Below are 22,177 nucleotides of genomic sequence, written 5' to 3' on the forward strand. Positions count from 1 at the left end.
AGCACGATTTCTAGTAAAAGTTAAAGCACCAAATTTTATTATTGATTCAAAGCAACACTGGAAACCTTACCATCCGCTCCTGTTGTAATTTGGATGATTTTTCCCCCACCAATTTTGGCATTATACTTACCATCATCAAGAGTATAAGAATAGCCTTTGATAGAGTAATTTTCTTTCTTTCCATTAGCAGATTCTACTGTAAATTGACCACCTGATGAAACTGTGATAGTTTCGCCATTTGCTCCCCTCCAATTGCCAGCTGCTGCTGAGAAATCACCGTCTACCATGGCTAAAACACCCTTGTAGCGTTTATTTTGCTCTGCTTGTTTGTCTTGAAGTTTGCGGTCAGTTGTAGGATCATAGCTTGATTGGTTAGACTGGGTTTGAGGAGCTTGTTGAGTTGAAGGAGTCTGAGCAGGAGTTTGCTGACTAGCCGCCTGTTGATTAGCCACTTCTTGACCTTGTCTTTGTTCTGGTGCAGGTGTTGCTGGTGATGGTATTGGTGTTGCTGTAGACTGGTCAGTAGACGCCTTGGCCTTTTCAGATGAAGCTGAACTTGAGGACTTCTGAGTCTTGCTTTCTTTGCTAGAAGAAGTTGCTTTAGAACCTGATGATTGACTTGTCTTAGCAGAACTGCTTGCTTGAGTTGTTTCCTTTTTATTTCCACAAGCTCCTAATAGCAAGGTAGAAGCCAATACAGTTGCTGCCATCAATTTGATATAGGTTTTCTTTTTCATTTTTCTACTCCTTTGTAATGTTTTAGAAATATAAAGAAATCTTTTTGTAATATAATTGTAACACTCTGATTTGAATATGTCAACAATTTATCTAAACTATTTTAAAAATCTTAAATACTTTAGATACATTTACTCCTCCTACTCTTCTATTCGTAATAAAACAGAAAAACAGGAGATTTTTCTATTAAAAATTTGAATTTATTTTTGTGTAATCGCTTGCATTGTTTTAAACAAAGGAATATAATAACATTGAAATAGAATATAGGAGGTGTAGGCTTATGTTAAGCAAGTATTACAAGTATCTGCCTTGGTTGATTGTGACAGCTATTGTCTCTTATCAATCAGCAACTTACTATGCGCGAACTGCATTTGATGTCTTCTATCTGACTACAATCTTTTTGATTGTCTATATCGCTTTGTTATTTGTACATGAGAACTATCTCAAGTATCTATACAAAGACTTCTTTACTCACATGTTAAGCAATTCTAAGAAAGATGGTCATCCCTAGAACAATCGCAACAGCAAATCAAACTAATAAAGGCAAATAAAGAGGTCGGGAACTTTTTCCCGGCCTCGCTTTTTATTTCAATCGATAGGTTTTTCTTGGTTTCTTTTTAGGTACTCGTTTGAGTCCGACTTCTTCTACATATTCTCCGTATTTTACGAGAAAGTTATTGCTGACGATGGGACGACCGGGGTTGATAAGATTGACCAGTTCAGTCCCTTCATAGACAGTGAACTCCTCCTCTTGCAGATAAAGGAAGGTCGGATTCCAGTCGAGACGGCCTTGGATTCGTTTGATGGATTCTTGGATAATGGCATAATGGTCAAAAGCGAAAGCTTGCTCCTCCAACTCTACTCCCTCTAGGTAGCACTTGCCTGTCTGAAAATCGACATCTACGAAAACGACATCCTTGGCATCGTCTCCTGCTTGAACAAGTTCTAATGCACGACTAGGCAGATAAACCAAGTGGGCAATGGTCACTGTCCAGCCCCGTGGGTCACGGCCGGGAGTCGATACGGTCATCAATTGCTCAATTTTTTCCAAAGGAAGATCGAGATTGACTTCTTCTCTCACCTCACGCTGACAGGCATGCGCAGCATCTTCGCCCTTGTCCATAAATCCTCCAACTAAGGCCAAACAGTTTTGATAAGGGTGAGCCTTGCGGCGAATTAATAAGATCTTGATCTTTCCTTCAACAAAGCAGTAGGCTACCATATCCACCGTCACACTTGGTTTTTCGTATTGAGGGAGTTCCTGCTTGTAGTACCAATCCAAAAACTCCTCCTGACTGGCATGGATTTCAAAATATTCTTTTTCCGTCATCCCTGCTGGAATCATCGTTTCCGTCATTTTACGCCTCCTTACGAACTGCCTTGGTCCATTGGTACCAACCTACTAGACTATTGAGTGTGTAAACCCAGTACATCCCTTGGATGTGGATATTTTCACCCCACCAGAGGTAAATACTAAAGAGATTAGTTGCAATCCAGAAAATCCATTGCTCACGGTAGAGACGTGTCATCAAGAGCTGACCAACACCATTGGTCGCATCGGTAACACTATCACGGAAAGGGCGAGCACTATGGATACTTTGATAAGCCAAGCCCATACCAATCCAAATGATAGCAGTCAAAGCTAAGTACTTAAGCCAGTCAAGCACAGATAATTTCTTGGCTTCAAAGTGAGATTCTTCTGCTTTTCCTTGGTCATTGATACGGTTGGACAGCCAAGCATAGAGACCAATCGGCTGCATGACAAAGAAGTAAACGGTCGTCAAGACTTCACCATAAAAAGTCGCATTCATAGCCAAAACCAAATAGATAGCAGAGTTAATGGCCCCAAAGAGATAATTGCTTGCACGCCCTTCTGCTACCAAAATAACACAGACAATCCCCGTCCAAGATGCAAACAAGCTCAGCCAGTCATGACTTTCTGTATTTTGCGTGAATTCCAAGATTAAGGGAACACTTGACAAGACGATGAGATACAACCACTGGAAAAGACTCCGGCCAACAAAGAGATCTTTACAGAGCAGGCGCATGATTCCTGCAAAACCGATCTTGCGTGCTTCCGCATGGACATTTTTAAAGTTTTCGATAAATTGTGTGATTTTTTCAGTTAGTTTTTTCATATTTTTCTCCTAATCTGCTTGGTAAATAGCATCAATAGCCACTTTTGCTGATTCATAATTTCCTAAATAATCCTCAGCTAGATAAACTAGTGGAATGTTTGCTAAGTAGCGCTCCCTCATCTGGTCCAAATGCTGGGAAAAACTATGACGAATATGGTCTTCTGCCATGGTCATATCTCTAAACCCATCATTGACATAGGAGCCGACAGGTTGCACAAAGAGAATCAAGTCCCATTTTTCCTTAGCCAAGATCGAGGCAAAGAGATTGTCAAATGTTTCTCCTGATAAGTCCTCTTGATCCTCAGTCTCCATGTAATAATCATAGTAGCCCTTGGTTACTAAGGAGTTTGTGTCAGCAATCACCAGTCCCCTATTGGCATTGCTGTCAATTAACTTAGAGGTCTGGTCATACTGCCCCAACAGGAGATAATAGTAATCTTTTGGAGTCAATTCATCATCGCGGACATTGTTTTTGATCTGGTACTCACGTGCGTATTCCAAGCTAACTGGTGCATCGTAATACCTTGCCAAATCCTTGGCCAAAGTTGTCTTCCCATTGCTAGCACTTCCCATAATCAACACTTTCTTTGTAAACTGACGTCGGAAAGGTTGAGCGATATATTTCCAATATTTGCTTGGATTTTCTCGAATCATAGTCGCTGAGATACCAAACTTTCTTTCTTGCAAGACAGTCTCAAAGCCACGATTAGACAATTCTTGCTGGTAGTCTGCTTCTCCCACAAAGAAAATTAGTTCTTGCTGGGTTTCATCATAGGAAATCTCCGCTAACATTTGATCCAACCACTCCTGCCAACCCATAGGGTAACGTGGAAGATTAGTCTCATCTAACTTGCAGACAGAGGTCAATTCGTCATCACGAAAAGCCTCTCTGATATAGCGAAATCTTTTTTGAAGCGTTAAGCCTACCTGCTCCCCTCTGTCTCCCTCATAGCCTGAAACGACAACCCAGACCTGGTCACACTGCCGCTTCGCTCGCTGAATCAGATCGATATGTCCTTGATGAAGTGGAGCAAAGGTTCCAAATACCACTGCTGTTTTCTTTTTCATAAACCTATTACCTTTTTATAATTTTTGATATTTTTATTATAAACTATATTTTTGTTTTGTCAATAGGTTTTTATTATTTTTTATAAAAAAGTAGCAAAAAAGAGAATCAAGATTGCTCCTGATTCTCCATTTTTATACAATATCAAATTTTAACTGGCCTGCTTTGATACCAATCTTAAGTGTGTTGCCTGCCACTAAATCTCCCTTGAGAAGAAGTTCTGCTAACTTGTCTTCCACTTCTGTTTGCAGGGTTCTGCGAAGTGGACGAGCTCCCATCTCTGGGTCATATCCTTGATTGGCCAACAATTTCAGTGCGGAAGCTTGTAATTTCAAGTCAATACCTTTTTCAGCCAAACTTGCCACTAAAGGTCTGACCATAATCTTCACTACTTCCTGCATATGGTCGCTAGAAAGGCTATGGAAGACCACCTTCTCATCAATACGGTTAATAAACTCAGGTCTATAAGCTTTTTTCAGCTCTTCAAACATGCGTTTTTCCATATTTTCCTGGTCAAAACGAATGTCCTTAGCCCCAAAACCAACTGTCTTGTCATCACGAAGAGCTGTCGCACCAAGATTTGACGTCATGATAATAATGGTATTTGAAAAGTCAACCTTGCGGCCCTTGCTATCGGTCAAGACACCATCATCCAAGACCTGCAAGAGAACATTAAAGATATCTGGATGGGCCTTCTCTACCTCGTCAAAGAGGAGAACAGAGTATGGTTTGTTGCGAACTTTCTCGGTCAACTCCCCACCTTCTTCGTAGCCCACATAGCCCGGAGGAGCTCCATTGAGACGGCTGGCTGCAAATTTCTCCATATACTCACTCATATCAAAGCGGATAAGAGCTGATTCGTCATCAAAGAGAACTTCCGCCAGAGCCTTGGCCAATTCGGTCTTACCGACACCTGTAGGTCCTAGGAACATAAAGGAACCAATCGGACGCTTGTGACTGCGAATCCCTGACTGGTTGCGGCGAATCGCACGGCTAATGCTTGAAACAGCTTGATCTTGACCGATGACACGTTTGTGCAATTCAGCTTCCAGATTCAGGTATTTCTTCGCATCAGTCTGAGTCAGTTTTTGGACTGGAATGCCTGACAAGCGACTCAAGGTGGTCAAAATATCAGACTCCGTCACCAAGTCTTTATAGACAGGCACTTCCTCTTCTTTAGCAATTAGTTGAGTAGCTTGTTTCCACTTACCATCCATCAAGGCCTTGTCAGCTGGACTCAAACCTGAATCGTCTGCTTTTACATGCTTAGCCTTATTTTGCACTGTTGCTGCTGCCTCATCCAAGAGATCGATAGCAGAGTCTGGCAAATGGCGACTAGTCAAGTAACGATGGGCCATCTTAACGGCTGTTTCAACCGCTTCATCTGTGATTTGCACACGGTGGTGTTTCTCATAAGTCACCTTCAAACCTTGCAAAATCGCCATACTGTCGGCCACGCTTGGCTCTTCAATCGTTACTTTGGCGAAACGACGAGAAAGGGCCGCATCTTTTTCGATATGTTTTTGGTATTCCTCCTGAGTGGTCGCGCCAACCGTTCTCAAGGTACCACGCGCCAAGGCTGGTTTCAAGATATTGGCCGCATCCAGAGTTGAGTCAATCCCGCTCCCAGAACCCATGATGGTATGAAGTTCATCGATAAAGAGGATGACTTGCCCATCTTCCTCAATATCCTTGATGATATTGTTCATGCGTTCTTCAAAGTCACCACGAAAACGTGTCCCTGCAACGACATTCATCAAATCCAGCTCCAACACGCGCATCTTAGCCATTTCCGCAGGCACATCCCCACTAGCAATACGCTGGGCAAGACCAAGCGCCAGAGCAGTTTTCCCAACACCAGCATCTCCAACCAAGACAGGATTATTCTTGGTCTTACGGCTCAAGATTTGAATCATACGCGAGATTTCCTTATCTCGACCAATGACTGGTTCTAACTTGCCAGAACGCGCTTGCTCTGTCAAATCATGCGTATAGTCCTCGAGACCACCACTCGGAGTCTGGGGCATGCCCATCATATTAGCCATAGAATTTTGCTTATCAGCTACTGTACGATGGCGTTGGCGTAAAGCCTTGAGGTCTTCACGGGTCCAGCCTGCCCGTTCTTCTAAATTTCGACGAAGAGCAGCAATCTTGACCTGATCTTTCTTGTCTTCATAAGAAAAACCAGCCCTCTCCAAAATACGAGTCGCCAAGGCATTTCCATCATGCAAAATCGCATAAAGGACGTGCTCCGTCCCTAGCATCTTAGCATGGACCACTGACGCTACATACTCTGCTTCGTCAAAAAGAACCTGCAAACGATGAGAAAACGGCAATTCCGTAAAGGTTTCATCCTGGCTATAGTTCGTTTCAGTCAGTTCCAAAGCGACCTCTTCTAAACGGTCCATCTCATATGGATAATCATTTAAAGTTGCCCCTGCCACACTATAACTGTGATTGGACATGGCAATCAACAAGTGCCAAGACTCTAGGTAACGAGCTCCAAAATGGCCAGCAACCATGTAGGCACTTTCGATACATTCATTCAATGCTTTTGAATAGTTCATCTTACTTCCCTTTTCTATCTACCTCTTGTATGACCTGTCTTAGCATGTTTGCACGAAGGACTGGAGCTTCTTCCCCTAAAACGCGATCCACAGCTACTGCTACCAGCAAATTCATCTCCTGCTTGGTCATCAATTTCTGCTCAACCAAAAGCTGTAGAATATCCTCATAAATTTCTTGACTGAGCCGCTCACCAATCGAGTAAAGCAGCTCCCGTAGCATTTCATGATGACTAGAAAACTCAATCCGTCCTATACGAATGTAACCTCCTCCACCACGCTTACTTTCAACCAAGTAGCCTCTACTTTCCGTAAAGCGTGTCTTGATCACGTAGTTAATCTGACTAGGGACAACCTGAAAGGTATCTGCCAACTGACTACGTTGCAACTCCACGATACCAGATTGATCTAAAATCGCCTTGATGTAGGCCTCAATATGATCCGATGTATTTTTAAATCTCATTACAAACCCACCTCTCTCTTTAAACCTTGACTATCTTTGACTATTATACCGAAATTTTCTCATTTTTAAAAGAAAAAGGGCGCTGGTAAAGGATAATCTTCACCAACTCCCTATTTTTCTACTTATCTAAGCCTAATTCTGCCAAGATTTGACGTTTGTAGGCAATCTTTTGAACTTCCTTGTCCTCATCTTCAGACCAATCTAGTTTAATTTCTGAAACAATCTGCCCAGGGCGATTTTTCAAGATATAAATGCGGTCACTGAGATTGAGGGCCTCCTCAATACTATGAGTAATAATCAATGTTGTTAGCTGCAACTGCTTGTGAATCTCAAGGTACCAAGCGTGTAGTTCCATCTTGGTCATCTCATCCAAGGCGCTAAAGGCCTCATCTAAGAGAAAGAGCTTGTGCCCGAAAAGATAGGTACGAAGCAAGGCCACACGCTGACGCATCCCCCCACTAAGTTCATGGGGATACTTGTCTCGTACAGCTGTCAACTGAAAGGTCGCAAGAATGTCATCCGCGCGGGCAATAGCTTCCGCCTTATCCACTTTTTGAATCAAGAGGGGCAGGATGATATTGCCAATCACCGTCTTGTGCTCCAAGAGTAGATCCTTTTGCAACATATAACTCACGCGCCCCTTGGGATTTTCTTCACCATCAAGGACAATTCTCCCTGACTGAACTTCTAAAATCCCAGCGATTAGGTTAAAGAGGGTGGTCTTTCCAACACCACTTGGGCCTAGGATGGAAACCACTTCACCTGAAGTGACTTTCAGATTGATGTCCTCTAAAATCCTCTCCTGACCATAGGCATAACTGACGTGTTCTAGTCTAATTTCTGTCATTATTTCACAAATTCGTTAGTGAAGCCTTTGTCTGTCAAGTCTTCTTTAAGGATACCATTTTCTTTATCCCATTTGTAGAAGGCATTCCAGCGAGCCGCATCAAATTGTCCCCATTTTTCCTTGTCGCTTGCGTATTCTTTTGACAAGTATTTTTGAGATTCGATGACAAAGTCACGTTTTTCCTGAAGTTCAGGTGCATTCTTGATGAGGATATCTGCTGCTTCCTCTGGATGCTCCATGGCATATTGGTAACCTTTTTTGATAGCTTGGATAACTTTGCGAGCTTCTTCTTTGTTGTCTTTAAGGTAGTCGTTGTTTGCGATGATAACTGGTGAATAGTAGTCAAATTCTTTAACGTAGTCTTTCAAGTACATGAAATTAGCATCTACACCTTGAGATTTAGCAAGAATTCCGTCCCATCCATAGTAGATCCAAGCAGCATCAAAGACGCCATTGGCAATCGGTGTGATTGAGTTTGAGTCGTTGTTTGGTACTTTTTCAACTTTTTCAAAGTCTCCACCTTGAGATTCTACTAAGGTTTTCAACATAGCAAGTTCAGTTGGGTCATTCCAAGTTCCGTATTTCTTACCAACCAAGTCCTTCGGACTGCTTACATTGTCAGATTTACGAGAGATGATTCCTGATGTATTGTGTTCAACAATAGCTGCAACGGCAGTAATTCCTGCCCCTTTTTCCAATTTCTTAGCCATATAGTCTTGGAAATAGACTGCAAATGGTGCCTTTCCGTTGATAACCAAGTCAGAAGAACTTTCTTCTGGTGGCAATTTCAAATCAACATCCACTCCAGCTTCTTTGAAATAACCTTTTTCCTTGGCAACATAAAGCCCTGTGTGGTTGGTATTTGGTGTCCAGTCTAGGATAAAGTCGATCTTCTTAAGTTCTGCCTCTTTGTTGTCTTTAGAAGCAGTTCCTTGACCACAGGCCACAAGCACAACAGCTACAAGAGCTGTTACAAGCGTTAAAAACACTTTCCATGTTTTCTTCATTTTGATTTCCTCTTTTCTTTTTTGAAACATTCTTATTCTACGAACGTTTCCATTTAATAACATATTTTTCACTAATATCGACCAACTTCATACCCAAAAGGCTGATAATCGATACCAGAATAATAATAGCGAACATGGTATCATACTGAAACAATTTCTTGGACTGAATCATATAAACACCAAGCCCCTCAAAGCCTCCCAACCACTCAGATACCACTGTTGTGATAAAGGCGTAGGAGACACTGACCCTCAGACCTGCATAAAAGTAAGGCAGGCTGACTGGAATTTTAAAATGCCACAGGATTTGCCAAGGCTTGGCCCGCATCAGACTAAACAAGGTCAGCATATCCTTGTCACAATGCCTAAAACCGTCCAAAATGCTGACGATGATGGGGAAGGTTGTCGTCAAGATAATCAAGACAATCTTGGGCAAAATCCCATAACCGAGCCACAATACCAGGATAGGAGCTATGGCAATGGTCGGGATAGTCTGAACGACCACCATCATAGGGTAAATCAGGTCATTGAGCCAAGTCAAACTATCCATGAGCACAGCCATGAGACAGGCAATCAAGACTCCCAAAATCAGTCCCAATAAAGCCACTCTCAAGGTCGCCCAGCTATGGTGCCAGAGAAATTCTCTGTCACGAACAAAGGACTGGAGAATTTCAAAAGGTGTCGGCAGGATAAACTTGGGGAGAAGTTTAAGAAAACCTGCTAACTGCCAGATTGACAAGACTCCCAGAAAGCCCAATAGACTAATGTGTCGTCTCAGTATACTTTTCAAGTTTCTCATCAATACTTAAAATCTCTCCTACATTTATTTTGACATTGGCAAAGACATTATCTGCCTCCTGCCCTGCCACTTCCAGCGCTTCTTTGAGAATACGCATGAGCTCATCAAACTCCCCTTCCAAGACCGTTTCAAATGGTGTCACCACCATCGTCACTTCTTGAACTTGCAGATAAGCAATGACCTGATCGATAACAGCTATCCGATCAATCCCCTGCGCTAGGGGTAAAACTTGCAAGGCAATGCTTGCTTTCATAAAAACCTCCTCTTCTCATTTTCCTTTGACAAAAAGAAAAACCTTTGCCATATATGGAAAAGGTCAAGAATAGACTAAGTATCGTTCCCTACGCTGGCATTACCCAGATCAGGTGCGGTCGAAGTTTAACACTTCCTCTCAGACTGTACACAGACTCCCATATATTATATAGATATATGATAGCGCAAAATACAAAAAATGTCAAGGAAACTGCTTACAGAAAAGAGCAGGAAAAATTTCCTACTCCAATTTTCTATACTCGTTCTCCATCACTGTTTACTCTGTAGCCATCCACCGTCGTATTAACAGCTAAGACACCTGAAGAGTAAGAATAATACCACTTACCAGAAACTTGATACCAGCCTGTTTTCATTGCCCCTGAACTATCCAGATAATACCACGAGCCATTTTCCTTTAACCAGCCTGTCTGCATTTCACCAGATGATTTCAAATAATACCAACTAGAACCATCCTTCAACCAGCCTGTTGATTTAGAGCCATTTGATTTGAAATGATACCAACTACCATTTATTTTCTTCCAACCAACAGTTGAACTACTATTGGATCCATAGCTAGAGATGTTTCCTGATTGGTTCTGATAATTTTGTGAAGAAGTCACTCCCTCTAGCTGTATATAGCGACGACTTCCGTTATAAGCTGTATAACTCAACCACTTGTATCCATCTTTTTCGAGAATTTGATCATAATGAACCTTCTCCCCAGGATAATAGTAATCAATCGCAGTTGCGCTAGCTAGTGGCTGATTTTTGATAGCAGCCTTAGACTTGAAATAATGTGTTCCTCCTGTTGAAGCTGAGGTTTGACTATTCCCAACACTGCCACCAGCCAAATCTTTAAAATGAATAAATCCTGTCATCGTATTTGCTTTTATAATTCGTTTATTATAGGCTTCTGTATAACCATAGTTATATTCCTCGATCTCAATCTGATCTCCCATTACATTTGACACCCAGGCAACATGCCCATAAGTTCCTGCAGTAGACCAAGCAATGGAGCCAATCGTCGGTGTATTATCTACACGATAGCCTTCACGACGAGCACGATGCCCCCATTCATTCGCATTTCCATAAGCCCTTGGAATCTCAAAACCATTGACATTACTCAAACGAAAGGCTGCAAAAGAAGTACACTGACGAGAATACATGCGCCACTGATCAATCTCCTGACTCCCATTTTTATAGTAAGCAGGATAATCATCCCCACGCGCAATCGATCCATTTCCTCCAGAATAGGCATAGACACTATCACTCGCTGCTAGCATCAATCCTACTACTAAAAAAGGAACAACCTTTTTAACTGATTTTCTCAAAGAAAATCCTGTCTCTGTTACTTTGAATGGTAAAACTTTCATTCTTCCTCCTTGAAAATAATATAGTACTCAATGAAAATTAAAGATCAAACTAGGAAGCTAGACGCAGGCTATACTTGAGTATGGCAAGGCGAAGCTGACGTGGTTTGAATTTGATTTTCGAAGAGTATAAATCGAAGATTGCCTTCACTTAAACTATTCGGAGAAAAAAGAAAAAGTGAGAAAATTTCTCACTTTAGTCCAGATAATGAATCAAATTCTTTTCAGTAAGGATATCTGAGTAAGTAAAGGATTCAACGTAAACATTAGCTTGTTTATCTCCTTCCACATTCCCAAATTCCACGATAAATAGGGATGGATAAACTTCAATTAGCTTACCTAATCTATTTTTTTGGCGCTTACGACCATTCTCCAAAGTCATTTCTACGACTTGTCCCTCATGTGCCTTGATTTCTTCTTTGATTTTTTTCATCTTGGCTACATCTGTAAATGCATCTGACATCTTATGCCTCCCTCTTTGAGATACTTGAAAATTTATTGTATTCTTTTTGGAAAATTAATTCCACCGTTCCACGAGCTCCACTACGGTTTTTCTCGATAATAACTTCTACCTTATTATTCGGTATGCCTTCCTCTTCTTCACCACCACGCTCATAGTAGTCGTCGCGATAAAGAAAGGCTACGATATCAGCGTCCTGCTCAATAGACCCAGATTCACGAATATCAGACAAAACCGGTCTCTTATCCTGACGTTGTTCTACACCACGAGAAAGCTGACTTAGAGCGATTACTGGAACCTTCAGTTCCTTAGCTAAAATTTTCAACTGACGTGAAATTTCTGAAACCTCTTGTTGACGATTCTCCCGACCAGTTCCCGTGATAAGCTGCAAATAGTCTATCAAAATCAAACCAAGATTACCCGTTTCTTGAGCCAGTTTACGAGAACGAGAACGAATCTCTGTAATCCGAATCCCTGGCGTATCATCGATATAGATACTTGCATTCGCTAGATTCCCTTGAGCAATGGTATATTTTTGCCACTCCTCATCTGTCAATTGCCCTGTACGGATAGAATGTGATTTCACCAAGCCTTCTGCAGCTAGCATACGATCCACTAGACTTTCCGCACCCATTTCGAGTGAAAAAATAGCAACCGTTTTGTCCAACTTAGTCCCAATATTCTGAGCAATATTCAAAGCAAAGGCTGTCTTACCAACCGCCGGACGGGCTGCTAGGATAATCAACTCCTCCTCATGAAGTCCAGTCGTCATATGATCCAAGTCACGGTAGCCTGTCGCAATACCTGTAATATCGGTCGTTTGTTGCGAGCGAGCTTCCAGATTTCCAAAGTTGATATTCAACACATCTCGAATGTTCTTAAATCCACTTCGATTAGCATTTTCGCTGACATCAATCAGACCTTTTTCTGCCTGAGCAATGATTTCATCAGCTGGTTGCGAAGCCTCGTAAGCTTGATTGACAGACTCTGTCAACTTGGAGATTAACCGCCGTAACATAGCCTTTTCTGCAACGATTTTAGCATAATACTCCGCATTAGCAGAAGTTGGCACAGAATTGACAATCTCAACTAAGTAAGACAGGCCACCAATATTCTGCAAATCACCTTGATTATCAAGAATGGTACGAACCGTTGTTGCATCTATAGCATCGCCACGATCGGATAAATCGACCATAGCTTGGAAAATCAAACGATGGGCATACTTAAAAAAGTCCCGAGACTCAATATATTCTCGCACAAAAACAAGCTTACTCTCGTCAATAAAGATAGCCCCTAAAACGGATTGCTCAGCTAAGATATCTTGAGGTTGTACTCGTAACTCTTCTACTTCTGCCATCAGACTTCCCTTCCTTTTACAATCTTGTCAAGAAAGTGTAAATTTACCCTTCTTTCACACGAAGATTGATTACACTTGTGATATCTTGATAGATTTTCACTGGTACATCAATCAAACCAACTGCTCGAATCGGAGCTTGTACTTGAATATGACGTTTATCAATCTTAATTCCAAACTGCTTTTGCAATTCTTCTGCAATTTTCTTATTGGTAATGGAACCAAAGGTACGACCATCTGGACCAACTTTTTCAACAAATTCTACAACCGTTTCTTCTGCTTCTAGTTGGGCTCTAATTGCTTTTGCTTCTGCAATCATCTCAGCGTGAGCTTTCTCTTCTGATTTTTGTTTACCACGAAGTTCACCTACAGCTTGAGCAGTTGCTTCTTTGGCTAGATTCTTTTTGATAAGAAAGTTTTGTGCATACCCTGTTGGTACTTCCTTAATTTCGCCTTTTTTACCTTTTCCTTTAACATCTGCTAAAAAGATTACTTTCATTCTTCTTTCTCCTTTTCCTTTATTTCATTTAATACAATTTCTGTCAGTTTTTCACCTGCTTCTGCCAAAGTTAAATCCTTAATTTGAGCTGCTGCCAAATTAAAGTGGCCTCCACCTCCCAGCTCTTCCATGATCCGTTGTACATTCAGTTTACTACGACTCCGAGCTGAGATGGAGATAAATCCTTGTGTATTCTTCGCAAGAACAAAACTCGCTTCAATACCTAACATAGCTAACATGGCATCTGCTGCCTTACTAATAACAACTGTATCATAGCATTTCGAGTCCTTAGCCTCTGCTAGCAGTACATCTGAACCTAATTTACGTCCCTGTAAAATAAGTTCATTGACCTCACGATATTCTTCAAAATCTGTCGCAGCCATTTCCTGAATAGCAATACTATCACTTCCGCGCGTTCTGAGATAGCTAGCAACATCAAATGTCCGACTAGTCACTCGTGAGGTGAAATTTTTAGTATCCAACATCATACCAGCCATTAAAACACTTGCTTGCATACGACTCAAACGATTTTTCTTAGAATTCTGGAACTGAATCAATTCCGTTACCAACTCACTGGCACTGCTTGCACCACTTTCGATATAAGTAATAACCGCATTATCTGGAAAATCCTGATCCCGTCTGTGGTGGTCGATGACGATGGTTTGGATAAATAAATCATAAAAATCTTTTGATAAAGTTAAAGCTGTCTTTGAATGGTCTACAAGAATCAACAAAGAACGATTGGTCACCATCCCCATTGCGTCCTTAACAGACAACAACTTTGTAACTCCTTCTTTTTCTAAGAATGAAACAGCTCGTTCAATATCCGGCGACATTTGTTCTTCGTCATAAATAGCATAGCTATTTTCAGTCACATTGCTGGCAAACAACTGCATACCTACAGCAGAGCCAAGAGCATCCATATCTAGATTTTTGTGACCAATTACAAAAACCTGATCCACACTTCGAATCTTATCTGAAATAGCCGTCATCATAGCACGCGTACGAGTCCGTGTACGTTTGATTGAGGCAGCAGATCCACCACCAAAATAAACTGGATTTTTCGTTTCGTCGTTTTCCTTGACAACCACCTGGTCCCCACCACGCACTTCAGCCAAGTTCAAGTTGAGCAATGCAACTTTCCCTATCTCATCATGATTTCCATCACCATAAGAAAATCCCATACTTAAGGTCAAGGGCAACTGTCTCTGTTTGGACTCTTCTCTGAATGCATCAATAACAGAAAATTTATCGTTCATCAATCCTTCAAGCACCGTGTAGTCCGTAAATAAATAAAAACGGTCCATACTCACTCGACGGGAGAACATGGCATGCTTCCCAGCAAATTCTGAAACAAAATTGGCTACAAAACTATTAATATGACTGATATCAGACTCCGATGTTTCATCTTCTAAGTCATCATAGTTGTCAACGGAGACAATCCCAATAACAGGTCTACTCGTAACTAACTCAACAGTCGCTTCGTATTCTCCAGACACATCAAAGAAATAAAGAACTCCAGATACCTTGTCCATATGAACCGAATAACGGATCTCACCTAAGGTAGCATAAGAACCTGGATTCCCCACAGACGCCTTTATAATTGTTTGAATTAATGTAACATCAATCTCGCCCACTTCATTAGTCAAAATCAATTCAGCGTAGGGATTGAACCATTCAACTTCACCTGACGATAAGTCTAGTTTAATAACCCCGACAGGCATCTGTTCTAACAAGGTTGTCAAACTATCTTCAGCTTGGTGGTTTACATACTGGATTTGTTCTACTTCACTCTTTGAGTAGTAGTCTCTCTGATGGATGAATAGTAAAATATATGAACCCAAAATAAGTAGCAAAAGAAATAGCGTTACCAGTGTATTCGTTACAAAAACAAGTTGCACAGATAGCACTCCGAACGCCACTATTCCTAATATTAAGGGGAAAATAGGACTTACATAAAATTTTTTCATTCCAAACCTCTTGGCACCCATTATACCATAATAACCACCAAAAAGCGACTTTTTAAAAGTGTAATCAGTAATTCTATCAATTATAAGAAAAAGGAGGTTTACAATTTAGTAAACCTTCCTTTACACATATTGAAATTAAGATTCTTTAACTTCTAACAAGCCAATCTCGCCATCTTCACGACGATAAATCACATTGGTTGTCTGATCTTCAACATCCACATAGATAAAGAAATCATGTCCCAACAAATCCATCTGTAGAATAGCTTCTTCCAAATCCATTGGTTTTAAATCAATTTGTTTTGAACGAACAACTCTTGACTGGACAACATTTGGATCTTCCACCAAAGCATCTGTAAATAATTGACTAGTTGCTACCTTGTTTTTATTTTTACGCTCGATTTTTGTTTTATTTTTACGAATCTGACGTTCAATTTTATCGGTTACAAGGTCAATTGAACCATACATATCTTGAGACACATCTTCTGCACGAAGAGTAATTGAGCCAAGCGGAATCGTCACCTCCACTTTAGCTGTTTTTTCACGATACACCTTCAAGTTAACTCGAGCATCCAACTCTTGTTCAGCTTGAAAATACTTTTCGATCTTTTCGAGTTTAGAAACTACATAATCACGAATTGCTTCTGTTACTTCTAGGTTTTCACCACGGATACTATATTTAATCATATGAGTACCTTCTTTCTAAACATTTTTGTTTTTCTGATTTCATTATAACGCTTTCATTTTATTTTTGCAAATTTTTTCCTCATCTTACAAGGGAAAATGTTTTTACATCCTCAGCACCAGCCTCTTCCAATAGTTTCTTCACACGATTTATAGTTGTTCCAGTAGTATAAATGTCGTCTATAAGTAAGATTTTTTTAGGAATAGTAACTCCACTTTTAATAAAGAAAGAAAGTTCTGTTGCCAAGCGTTCTGAACGACTTTTAGAATAACTAGCTCTCTCTTCTCTCTTATCCAGTAAGTCTTGAAAAGAGAACCCTGCTACTTCAACTAAACCTTCAACCTGGTTAAATCCCCTCTCGAGCAATCTTTCAGGACTTAGGGGAATTACGACAAATTGATACTCTTTGTACTTTTTTAACTCCTCACTTAAAACTGAAGCAAAAACTTTTCTTAAAAGGAAGTCTCCATCAAACTTATACCGACTGAAAAAATCCTTCATAGCTTGATTGTAAACAAAAATCGCTCTATGACTCACCTCAACTCCTTCTTTACACCAAAATTGACAGTCTTGACACTTCGTTAACAAACCTGTTTTCATACAGTTTGGACAGTACTCTTCTCCAATCCTCTTAAAAGTAGAGTCACAGTCTGAACAAAGACAAGAGTCATCATTCTTCAGAAGTAAGAGACTACTAAAAGTTAAAATAGTCTTCATAGTCTGCCCACACAACAAGCACTTCATAGCCCCGCCTCCTTATTCATCTGCTGAATTTCCTTAATTGCCTTCTTGATTGAAGCATTTAACCCATCATGGAAAAAAAGCAAATCTCCTGTTGGTCTATCCATGCTTCGTCCAACTCGTCCACCAATCTGAATCAAGCTAGACTTGGTAAAAAGGCGATGATTGGCCTCTACTACGAAAACATCCACACAAGGGAAAGTAACTCCGCGCTCCAATATCGTCGTACTGATAAGTATTGTCAATTTTCCATCTCTAAAAGCTTGTACCTGCTCTAATCGATCTTCTGTGATAGAAGATACAAAGCCAATTTTCTCATGCGGAAATTGCTCCTGTAAGATTTCTTTTAACTGCTCCCCTTTCTTAATTTCTGAAGCAAAAATGAGTAATGGATAAGCTGTCTTTCTCTGCTTCTCAATATAAGACTTTAGCTTTGGTGACAACCGACTTTTCTCTAAACAGTGATTAAAATCGGATAACCAGACAGGTTTAGGAATAATCAAAGGATTTCCATGAAATCGTCTTGGCAAACTCAATCGTTTTAATTCTCCGATGCGAACCTTCCTATCTAACTCATCGGTAGAAGTTGCTGTTAAAAAGATTCTCAAGCCATTCTCCTTTACACTATTCTTGACAGCATGGTAAAGCGTGGGATTGTCAACATAAGGAAAGGCATCTACTTCATCCACTATCAGCAAATCAAAGGCTTGATAAAACTTCAATAACTGATGGGTCGTCGCAACAACTAGTGGTGTTCGAAAATACGGCTCTGATTCTCCGTGTAGTAAAGATATCTTGCAAGCAAAATCATCTTGCAGGCGCTTGTACAGCTCCAAACAAACATCTATGCGAGGACTAGCCAAACAAACTGCACCACCTCCATTAATCACTTTAGCCACAACTTGATAAATCATTTCTGTCTTTCCAGCCCCTGTCACCGCATGAACTAAAGTTGGCTCTTGCTTGTCTACTGCTTGAATCAGTTCCTCTGATACCTTCTCTTGAAAAGGAGTTAATTGACCACGCCATTTAAGAACATCTTGCCTCGGAAAATCCTCCTGTGGGAAATAGTATAATGCTTGATCACTCCTGACTCGCTTCATCAGTAAACACTCCCTACAATAGTAAGCACCGATGGGCAAATACCATTCATCTAAAATAGCACTATCACAACGTTGACAGAAAAGTTTCCCCTTCTCCTTTCTCATTGCTGGAAGTTTCTCTGCTAACTGACATTCCTCTTTAGTTAATTCATTCTCAGTAAACAAACGACCGAGATAATTTGGATTTACTTTCATACTTCTTTATTCGTAAAAACCTAGCGCTTTAGATGATTTTTTAGTACAATTAAATAATGGAATTTAGAACAATTATAGAGGACGGACAAGTCCAAGAAGAAATCAAAAAATCCCGCTTTATCTGTCATGCCAAGCGTGTTTATAGCGAAGAAGAGGCTCGTGACTTCATTACTGCCATCAAGAAAGAGCACTACAAAGCTACGCATAACTGCTCTGCCTTCATTATTGGGGAACGTAGTGAAATCAAACGGACAAGTGATGATGGTGAACCTAGTGGTACTGCTGGCGTTCCCATGCTTGGGGTACTAGAAAATCACAATCTCACCAATATCTGTGTGGTAGTGACACGCTACTTTGGTGGTATTAAACTAGGCGCTGGAGGACTGATTCGTGCTTACGCCGGCAGTGTCGCCTTAGCTGTCAAAGAAATTGGCATCATTGAAATAAAAGAACAAGCTGGCATTGCTATTCAAATGTCTTACGCTCAGTATCAAGAGTACAGTAACTTCCTTAAGGAACATAATCTCATGGAACTGGATACAAACTTTACAGATCAAGTCGATACGATAATTTATGTTAATAAAGAAGAAAAAGAAACTATTAAAGCTGCACTTGTAGAATTTTTTAATGGAAAAGTCACTTTAACTGATCAAGGTTTACGAGAAGTTGAAGTTCCTGTAAACTTAGTGTAAATAATAGATAATGCAGTGTTTCACTGACATTCTCACCACTACTTTAATTAGCAAAATAAAAAGATGCTTGCCCAGACCCACTAGAAAATGAAGCAATTCAAAAAGAAAACAGATATCGTTCCACTTTACACCTATTTACTAGAATTAGCTTATCACAATCGCTTGAAAATTAACTGCTTAGACCTATGATATAAAAAAATCCTATCACTTCGATAGGATTTCTATATTTTACAAATGGTATAGATAGCGTTATACTAGAAATATCTTATACAAAGAGGTATTCATATGTCTATTTATAACAACATTACTGAATTAATCGGTCAAACTCCGATTGTTAAACTCAACAACATCGTGCCAGAAGGGGCTGCAGACGTCTATGTAAAACTTGAAGCATTCAACCCTGGTTCTTCTGTAAAAGATCGTATTGCTCTTAGCATGATTGAAAAAGCTGAACAAGACGGTATTCTGAAACCAGGTTCTACAATTGTTGAAGCAACGAGTGGAAACACTGGTATTGGACTTTCATGGGTAGGTGCTGCTAAAGGATATAAAGTTGTCATCGTTATGCCTGAAACTATGAGTGTAGAACGACGTAAGATTATCCAAGCTTATGGTGCTGAACTCGTCCTAACTCCTGGTAGCGAAGGAATGAAAGGTGCTATTGCTAAAGCTCAAGAAATCGCTGCTGAACGTGATGGTTTCCTTCCTCTTCAATTTGACAATCCAGCTAATCCAGAAGTACACGAAAGAACAACAGGAGCTGAGATATTAGCTGCTTTCGGTAAAGATGGATTAGATGCCTTTGTTGCTGGAGTTGGTACTGGTGGAACGATTTCTGGTGTTTCTCATGCACTCAAATCAGCAAATTCAAGCATTCAAGTTTTTGCAGTAGAGGCAGACGAATCTGCTATTCTATCTGGTGAAAAACCTGGACCACACAAAATTCAAGGTATCTCAGCTGGATTTATTCCTGATACACTGGATACAAAGGCTTATGATGGTATCGTTCGTGTAACATCAGACGATGCACTAGCACTCGGCCGTGAAATTGGTGGAAAAGAAGGATTCCTTGTAGGGATTTCTTCAGCTGCAGCTATCTACGGAGCCATCGAGGTTGCCAAAAAATTAGGTACAGGTAAAAAAGTTCTTGCTCTAGCACCAGATAACGGTGAACGTTATCTCTCTACAGCACTCTATGAATTTGAAGTGTAGTCTCCTAAATGCACTTAGCCCTTATTATAGGGCTTTTTATTTATACCTTGAAAATAGGAAAATATCCCTATACGGATCTACTGCATAGAAAAAAGGAAGCAATTTGGCTTCCTTTTTATTATTAGTTATTCAAGGCTGCTGCCATTGTAGCTGCAACTTCAGCTTCGAAGTCGTTTGCAGCTTTTTCGATACCTTCACCAACTTCAAAGCGAGCAAACTCAACTACTGAAGCGTTAACTGATTCAAGGTATGCTTCAACTGTCTTGCTGTCATCCATGATGTATACTTGTGCAAGAAGTGTATAAGCTTGGTCAACTTTAGTGTTGTCAAGCATGAAGCGATCCATTTTACCTGGGATGATTTTGTCCCAGATTTTTTCTGGTTTGCCTTCTGCAGCCAATTCAGCTTTGATGTCAGCTTCAGCTTGGGCAATAACATCATCAGTCAATTGAGCTTTTGATCCATACTTCAAGTGTGGAAGAGCTGGTTTGTTAACCATTGCACGACTTTCATTGTCTTGGTCGATTACGTGGTTCAATTGTGCCAACTCATCTTTAACGAATTGCTCATCCAATTCTTTGTAAGAAAGAACTGTTGGTTTCATCGCTGCGATGTGCATTGACAATTGTTTAGCAAGTGCTTCGTCTCCACCTTCAACAACTGAAATAACACCGATACGTCCACCGTTATGTTGGTATGCTCCAAAGTGTTGTGCATCTGTTTTTTCAATCAATGCAAAGCGACGGAATGAGATTTTTTCTCCGATAGTTGCTGTTGCAGATACATATGCAGCTTCAAGAGTTTCACCTGAAGGCATTGTCAAAGCAAGTGCTTCTTCATTATTAGCAGGTTTTCCTTCAGCAATAACTTTAGCTGTAGTATTTACCAATTCAACGAATTGAGCATTTTTCGCAACGAAGTCAGTTTCAGCGTTTACTTCAATAACTGCAGCAACATTACCGTTAACATAAACACCAGTCAAACCTTCTGCAGCAACACGGTCAGCTTTCTTAGCTGCCTTAGCCATACCCTTTTCACGAAGCAATTCAATCGCTTTTTCGATGTCACCGTCTGTTTCTACAAGCGCTTTTTTAGCGTCCATAACTCCGGCACCAGATTTTTCACGCAACTCTTTTACAAGTTTAGCTGTAATTTCTGCCATTTTGATTCTCCTATATTTTTTAAAAATAGGAGAGCCGGGCTAAGCCCTGCCCTCCTAGGTAATTACTATTTATATGAATTAAGCGTTGTCGCCTTCTACAACTTCAACGATTTCTTCAATTGAATCTGCTTGAGCTTCAGAAGCTGCAAATTCTGCTTCAACTGCTGCTGCATCTTCACCTTGACGTCCTTCGATGATAGCGTCAGCCAATTTAGCTGTGATCAATTTAACAGCGCGGATAGCATCATCGTTAGCTGGGATGATTACATCGATATCATCTGGATCAGTATTTGTGTCAACCATCGCTACAACTGGGATTCCCAATTTTTTAGCTTCTTTAACAGCGATTTGCTCTTTATGTGGGTCAACTACGTACATCACATCTGGGATACGAGGCATATCTTCGATACCACCCAAGAATTTTTCAAGACGTGCACGTTGTTTGTTAAGAAGTGCAACTTCTTTCTTAGGAAGAACTTCAAAAGTTCCATCTTCTTCCATACGTTTGATTTCTTTCAAACGAGCGATACGTTTTTGGATTGTTCCCCAGTTTGTAAGAGTTCCACCCAACCAACGGTGGTTGATGAAGTATTGACCTGAACGTACTGCTTCTTCAGCAACTGCATCAGCTGCTTGTTTCTTAGTACCAACGAACAATACAACTGCATCGTTAGCTGCTGCATCACGCATAAAATCGTAAGCTTGGTCAGCATATTTTACAGTTTGTTGTAAGTCGATAACGTGAATTCCGTTACGCTCAGTGAAGATGTACTTAGCCATCTTAGGGTTCCAGCGACGAGTTTGGTGACCAAAGTGTACACCAGCCTCAAGAAGTTGTTTCATTGAAATTACTGCCATGAGTATTTCTC

General features: G+C 40.5%; 23 protein-coding genes, 1 pseudogene and 1 riboswitch. Of the genes and pseudogenes, 4 read left to right on the forward strand and 20 right to left on the reverse strand.

From position 1 onward, the window contains the following. Positions 1–38 precede the first annotated feature (38 nt). Positions 39–737 carry a hypothetical protein gene (locus SMI_RS10285; RefSeq protein ID WP_000730890.1) on the reverse strand — a complete coding sequence of 233 codons (699 nt, stop codon included), beginning with the start codon at positions 735–737 and terminating at the stop codon, positions 39–41. 278 nt (positions 738–1,015) lie between these two features. Between SMI_RS10285 and SMI_RS10290 the strand changes: the two genes are divergently transcribed. Then, complete coding sequence (locus tag SMI_RS10290; RefSeq protein ID WP_000949600.1) at positions 1,016–1,246, forward strand: hypothetical protein; 231 nt, start codon at positions 1,016–1,018, stop codon at positions 1,244–1,246. 72 nt (positions 1,247–1,318) lie between these two features. Here the strand turns inward: SMI_RS10290 and SMI_RS10295 are convergent, their stop codons facing one another. The 17 genes from SMI_RS10295 to SMI_RS10375 all read right to left on the reverse strand — a co-directional run bounded on the left by SMI_RS10295 (position 1,319) and on the right by SMI_RS10375 (position 18,242). After that, positions 1,319–2,092 (reverse strand): NUDIX domain-containing protein, encoded by a 774-nt coding sequence (locus SMI_RS10295; RefSeq protein WP_000140989.1) that lies wholly within the window; start codon positions 2,090–2,092, stop codon positions 1,319–1,321. A 1-nt stretch (position 2,093) separates the two neighbouring features. Then, positions 2,094–2,873: a nicotinamide riboside transporter PnuC gene (gene pnuC / locus SMI_RS10300; protein ID WP_000736873.1), complete on the reverse strand. Its 780-nt coding sequence runs from the start codon at positions 2,871–2,873 to the stop codon at positions 2,094–2,096. 9 nt (positions 2,874–2,882) lie between these two features. After that, the gene (locus tag SMI_RS10305) at positions 2,883–3,941 is read right to left on the reverse strand and encodes an AAA family ATPase (RefSeq protein WP_000730572.1); all 1,059 of its coding nucleotides are present in this window, start codon (positions 3,939–3,941) and stop codon (positions 2,883–2,885) included. 132 nt (positions 3,942–4,073) lie between these two features. Next, on the reverse strand, positions 4,074–6,506 hold the full coding sequence (locus SMI_RS10310) for an ATP-dependent Clp protease ATP-binding subunit (protein WP_001109716.1): 2,433 nt from the start codon (positions 6,504–6,506) through the stop codon (positions 4,074–4,076). A gap of 1 nt (position 6,507) precedes the next feature. Then, a complete protein-coding gene (locus SMI_RS10315) occupies positions 6,508–6,966 on the reverse strand; it encodes a CtsR family transcriptional regulator (protein WP_001211269.1) in 459 nt (152 codons plus the stop codon). A gap of 118 nt (positions 6,967–7,084) precedes the next feature. Beyond that, complete coding sequence (locus SMI_RS10320; protein ID WP_000136214.1) at positions 7,085–7,813, reverse strand: ABC transporter ATP-binding protein; 729 nt, start codon at positions 7,811–7,813, stop codon at positions 7,085–7,087. Then, positions 7,813–8,820, reverse strand: coding sequence for an ABC transporter substrate-binding protein (locus tag SMI_RS10325; RefSeq protein WP_000754539.1), 1,008 nt, complete (start codon positions 8,818–8,820; stop codon positions 7,813–7,815). Before SMI_RS10325 ends, SMI_RS10320 begins: the two co-directional genes overlap by 1 nt. Before the next feature lie 37 nt (positions 8,821–8,857). After that, positions 8,858–9,616 (reverse strand): ABC transporter permease, encoded by a 759-nt coding sequence (locus tag SMI_RS10330; protein ID WP_001245124.1) that lies wholly within the window; start codon positions 9,614–9,616, stop codon positions 8,858–8,860. Beyond that, positions 9,579–9,869 carry a thiamine-binding protein gene (locus SMI_RS10335; protein ID WP_000647665.1) on the reverse strand — a complete coding sequence of 97 codons (291 nt, stop codon included), beginning with the start codon at positions 9,867–9,869 and terminating at the stop codon, positions 9,579–9,581. Before SMI_RS10335 ends, SMI_RS10330 begins: the two co-directional genes overlap by 38 nt. A 68-nt stretch (positions 9,870–9,937) precedes the next feature. Then, a riboswitch (TPP riboswitch) is annotated at positions 9,938–10,040 on the reverse strand. A gap of 82 nt (positions 10,041–10,122) precedes the next feature. Beyond that, positions 10,123–11,241, reverse strand: coding sequence for a choline binding-anchored murein hydrolase CbpD (gene cbpD, locus SMI_RS10340; protein ID WP_000866454.1), 1,119 nt, complete (start codon positions 11,239–11,241; stop codon positions 10,123–10,125). A 193-nt stretch (positions 11,242–11,434) separates the two neighbouring features. Beyond that, a complete protein-coding gene (locus tag SMI_RS10345) occupies positions 11,435–11,701 on the reverse strand; it encodes a Veg family protein (RefSeq protein WP_001278169.1) in 267 nt (88 codons plus the stop codon). A 1-nt stretch (position 11,702) separates the two neighbouring features. Further along, positions 11,703–13,055, reverse strand: coding sequence for a replicative DNA helicase (gene dnaB / locus SMI_RS10350; RefSeq protein ID WP_000852497.1), 1,353 nt, complete (start codon positions 13,053–13,055; stop codon positions 11,703–11,705). Positions 13,056–13,098: 43 nt separating this feature from the next. Next, positions 13,099–13,551: a 50S ribosomal protein L9 gene (gene rplI / locus SMI_RS10355; RefSeq protein WP_000864219.1), complete on the reverse strand. Its 453-nt coding sequence runs from the start codon at positions 13,549–13,551 to the stop codon at positions 13,099–13,101. Continuing rightward, positions 13,548–15,521 (reverse strand): DHH family phosphoesterase, encoded by a 1,974-nt coding sequence (locus SMI_RS10360; protein WP_000715137.1) that lies wholly within the window; start codon positions 15,519–15,521, stop codon positions 13,548–13,550. Before SMI_RS10360 ends, rplI begins: the two co-directional genes overlap by 4 nt. Before the next feature lie 135 nt (positions 15,522–15,656). Continuing rightward, entirely contained in the window at positions 15,657–16,205 is a 549-nt protein-coding gene (hpf, locus tag SMI_RS10365) for a ribosome hibernation-promoting factor, HPF/YfiA family (protein WP_000599100.1), read from the reverse strand. A 79-nt stretch (positions 16,206–16,284) separates the two neighbouring features. Continuing rightward, positions 16,285–16,947: a ComF family protein gene (locus SMI_RS10370; RefSeq protein WP_000649962.1), complete on the reverse strand. Its 663-nt coding sequence runs from the start codon at positions 16,945–16,947 to the stop codon at positions 16,285–16,287. After that, positions 16,944–18,242 (reverse strand): DEAD/DEAH box helicase, encoded by a 1,299-nt coding sequence (locus SMI_RS10375; RefSeq protein WP_000867723.1) that lies wholly within the window; start codon positions 18,240–18,242, stop codon positions 16,944–16,946. The genes SMI_RS10370 and SMI_RS10375 overlap by 4 nt, the downstream gene beginning before the upstream one ends. 56 nt (positions 18,243–18,298) lie before the next feature. Here SMI_RS10375 and SMI_RS10380 point away from each other — a divergent pair, with 56 nt between their 5' ends. The 3 genes and pseudogenes from SMI_RS10380 (at position 18,299) to cysK (ending at position 20,146) form a co-directional block, all read left to right on the forward strand. Further along, positions 18,299–18,934, forward strand: coding sequence for a YigZ family protein (locus SMI_RS10380; RefSeq protein ID WP_000395727.1), 636 nt, complete (start codon positions 18,299–18,301; stop codon positions 18,932–18,934). A 93-nt stretch (positions 18,935–19,027) separates the two neighbouring features. Beyond that, positions 19,028–19,123: pseudogene (locus tag SMI_RS10890) on the forward strand (PH domain-containing protein); the annotation flags it as partial. A 96-nt stretch (positions 19,124–19,219) separates the two neighbouring features. After that, positions 19,220–20,146, forward strand: coding sequence for a cysteine synthase A (gene cysK, locus SMI_RS10385; RefSeq protein ID WP_000029885.1), 927 nt, complete (start codon positions 19,220–19,222; stop codon positions 20,144–20,146). Positions 20,147–20,267: 121 nt separating this feature from the next. On the opposite strand, the gene tsf is transcribed toward cysK, so the two are convergent. Then, positions 20,268–21,308 carry a translation elongation factor Ts gene (tsf, locus tag SMI_RS10390; RefSeq protein ID WP_000808070.1) on the reverse strand — a complete coding sequence of 347 codons (1,041 nt, stop codon included), beginning with the start codon at positions 21,306–21,308 and terminating at the stop codon, positions 20,268–20,270. A 78-nt stretch (positions 21,309–21,386) separates the two neighbouring features. Next, the gene (rpsB, locus tag SMI_RS10395; RefSeq protein ID WP_000268459.1) at positions 21,387–22,166 is read right to left on the reverse strand and encodes a 30S ribosomal protein S2; all 780 of its coding nucleotides are present in this window, start codon (positions 22,164–22,166) and stop codon (positions 21,387–21,389) included. Between the last annotated feature and the right edge of the window lie 11 nt (positions 22,167–22,177).

Source organism: Streptococcus mitis B6 (assembly GCF_000027165.1).
In the GTDB taxonomy this organism is placed as follows: domain Bacteria; phylum Bacillota; class Bacilli; order Lactobacillales; family Streptococcaceae; genus Streptococcus; species Streptococcus mitis_AR.

Coding starts and splice junctions, on each gene's coding strand:
- SMI_RS10285 (WP_000730890.1), bottom strand. CDS start 737: ATGAAAAAGAAAACCTATATCAAATTGATGGCAGCAACTGTATTGGCT.
- SMI_RS10290 (WP_000949600.1), top strand. CDS start 1,016: ATGTTAAGCAAGTATTACAAGTATCTGCCTTGGTTGATTGTGACAGCT.
- SMI_RS10295 (WP_000140989.1), bottom strand. CDS start 2,092: ATGACGGAAACGATGATTCCAGCAGGGATGACGGAAAAAGAATATTTT.
- pnuC (WP_000736873.1), bottom strand. CDS start 2,873: ATGAAAAAACTAACTGAAAAAATCACACAATTTATCGAAAACTTTAAA.
- SMI_RS10305 (WP_000730572.1), bottom strand. CDS start 3,941: ATGAAAAAGAAAACAGCAGTGGTATTTGGAACCTTTGCTCCACTTCAT.
- SMI_RS10310 (WP_001109716.1), bottom strand. CDS start 6,506: ATGAACTATTCAAAAGCATTGAATGAATGTATCGAAAGTGCCTACATG.
- SMI_RS10315 (WP_001211269.1), bottom strand. CDS start 6,966: ATGAGATTTAAAAATACATCGGATCATATTGAGGCCTACATCAAGGCG.
- SMI_RS10320 (WP_000136214.1), bottom strand. CDS start 7,813: ATGACAGAAATTAGACTAGAACACGTCAGTTATGCCTATGGTCAGGAG.
- SMI_RS10325 (WP_000754539.1), bottom strand. CDS start 8,820: ATGAAGAAAACATGGAAAGTGTTTTTAACGCTTGTAACAGCTCTTGTA.
- SMI_RS10330 (WP_001245124.1), bottom strand. CDS start 9,616: ATGAGAAACTTGAAAAGTATACTGAGACGACACATTAGTCTATTGGGC.
- SMI_RS10335 (WP_000647665.1), bottom strand. CDS start 9,869: ATGAAAGCAAGCATTGCCTTGCAAGTTTTACCCCTAGCGCAGGGGATT.
- cbpD (WP_000866454.1), bottom strand. CDS start 11,241: ATGAAAGTTTTACCATTCAAAGTAACAGAGACAGGATTTTCTTTGAGA.
- SMI_RS10345 (WP_001278169.1), bottom strand. CDS start 11,701: ATGTCAGATGCATTTACAGATGTAGCCAAGATGAAAAAAATCAAAGAA.
- dnaB (WP_000852497.1), bottom strand. CDS start 13,055: ATGGCAGAAGTAGAAGAGTTACGAGTACAACCTCAAGATATCTTAGCT.
- rplI (WP_000864219.1), bottom strand. CDS start 13,551: ATGAAAGTAATCTTTTTAGCAGATGTTAAAGGAAAAGGTAAAAAAGGC.
- SMI_RS10360 (WP_000715137.1), bottom strand. CDS start 15,521: ATGAAAAAATTTTATGTAAGTCCTATTTTCCCCTTAATATTAGGAATA.
- hpf (WP_000599100.1), bottom strand. CDS start 16,205: ATGATTAAATATAGTATCCGTGGTGAAAACCTAGAAGTAACAGAAGCA.
- SMI_RS10370 (WP_000649962.1), bottom strand. CDS start 16,947: ATGAAGTGCTTGTTGTGTGGGCAGACTATGAAGACTATTTTAACTTTT.
- SMI_RS10375 (WP_000867723.1), bottom strand. CDS start 18,242: ATGAAAGTAAATCCAAATTATCTCGGTCGTTTGTTTACTGAGAATGAA.
- SMI_RS10380 (WP_000395727.1), top strand. CDS start 18,299: ATGGAATTTAGAACAATTATAGAGGACGGACAAGTCCAAGAAGAAATC.
- cysK (WP_000029885.1), top strand. CDS start 19,220: ATGTCTATTTATAACAACATTACTGAATTAATCGGTCAAACTCCGATT.
- tsf (WP_000808070.1), bottom strand. CDS start 21,308: ATGGCAGAAATTACAGCTAAACTTGTAAAAGAGTTGCGTGAAAAATCT.
- rpsB (WP_000268459.1), bottom strand. CDS start 22,166: ATGGCAGTAATTTCAATGAAACAACTTCTTGAGGCTGGTGTACACTTT.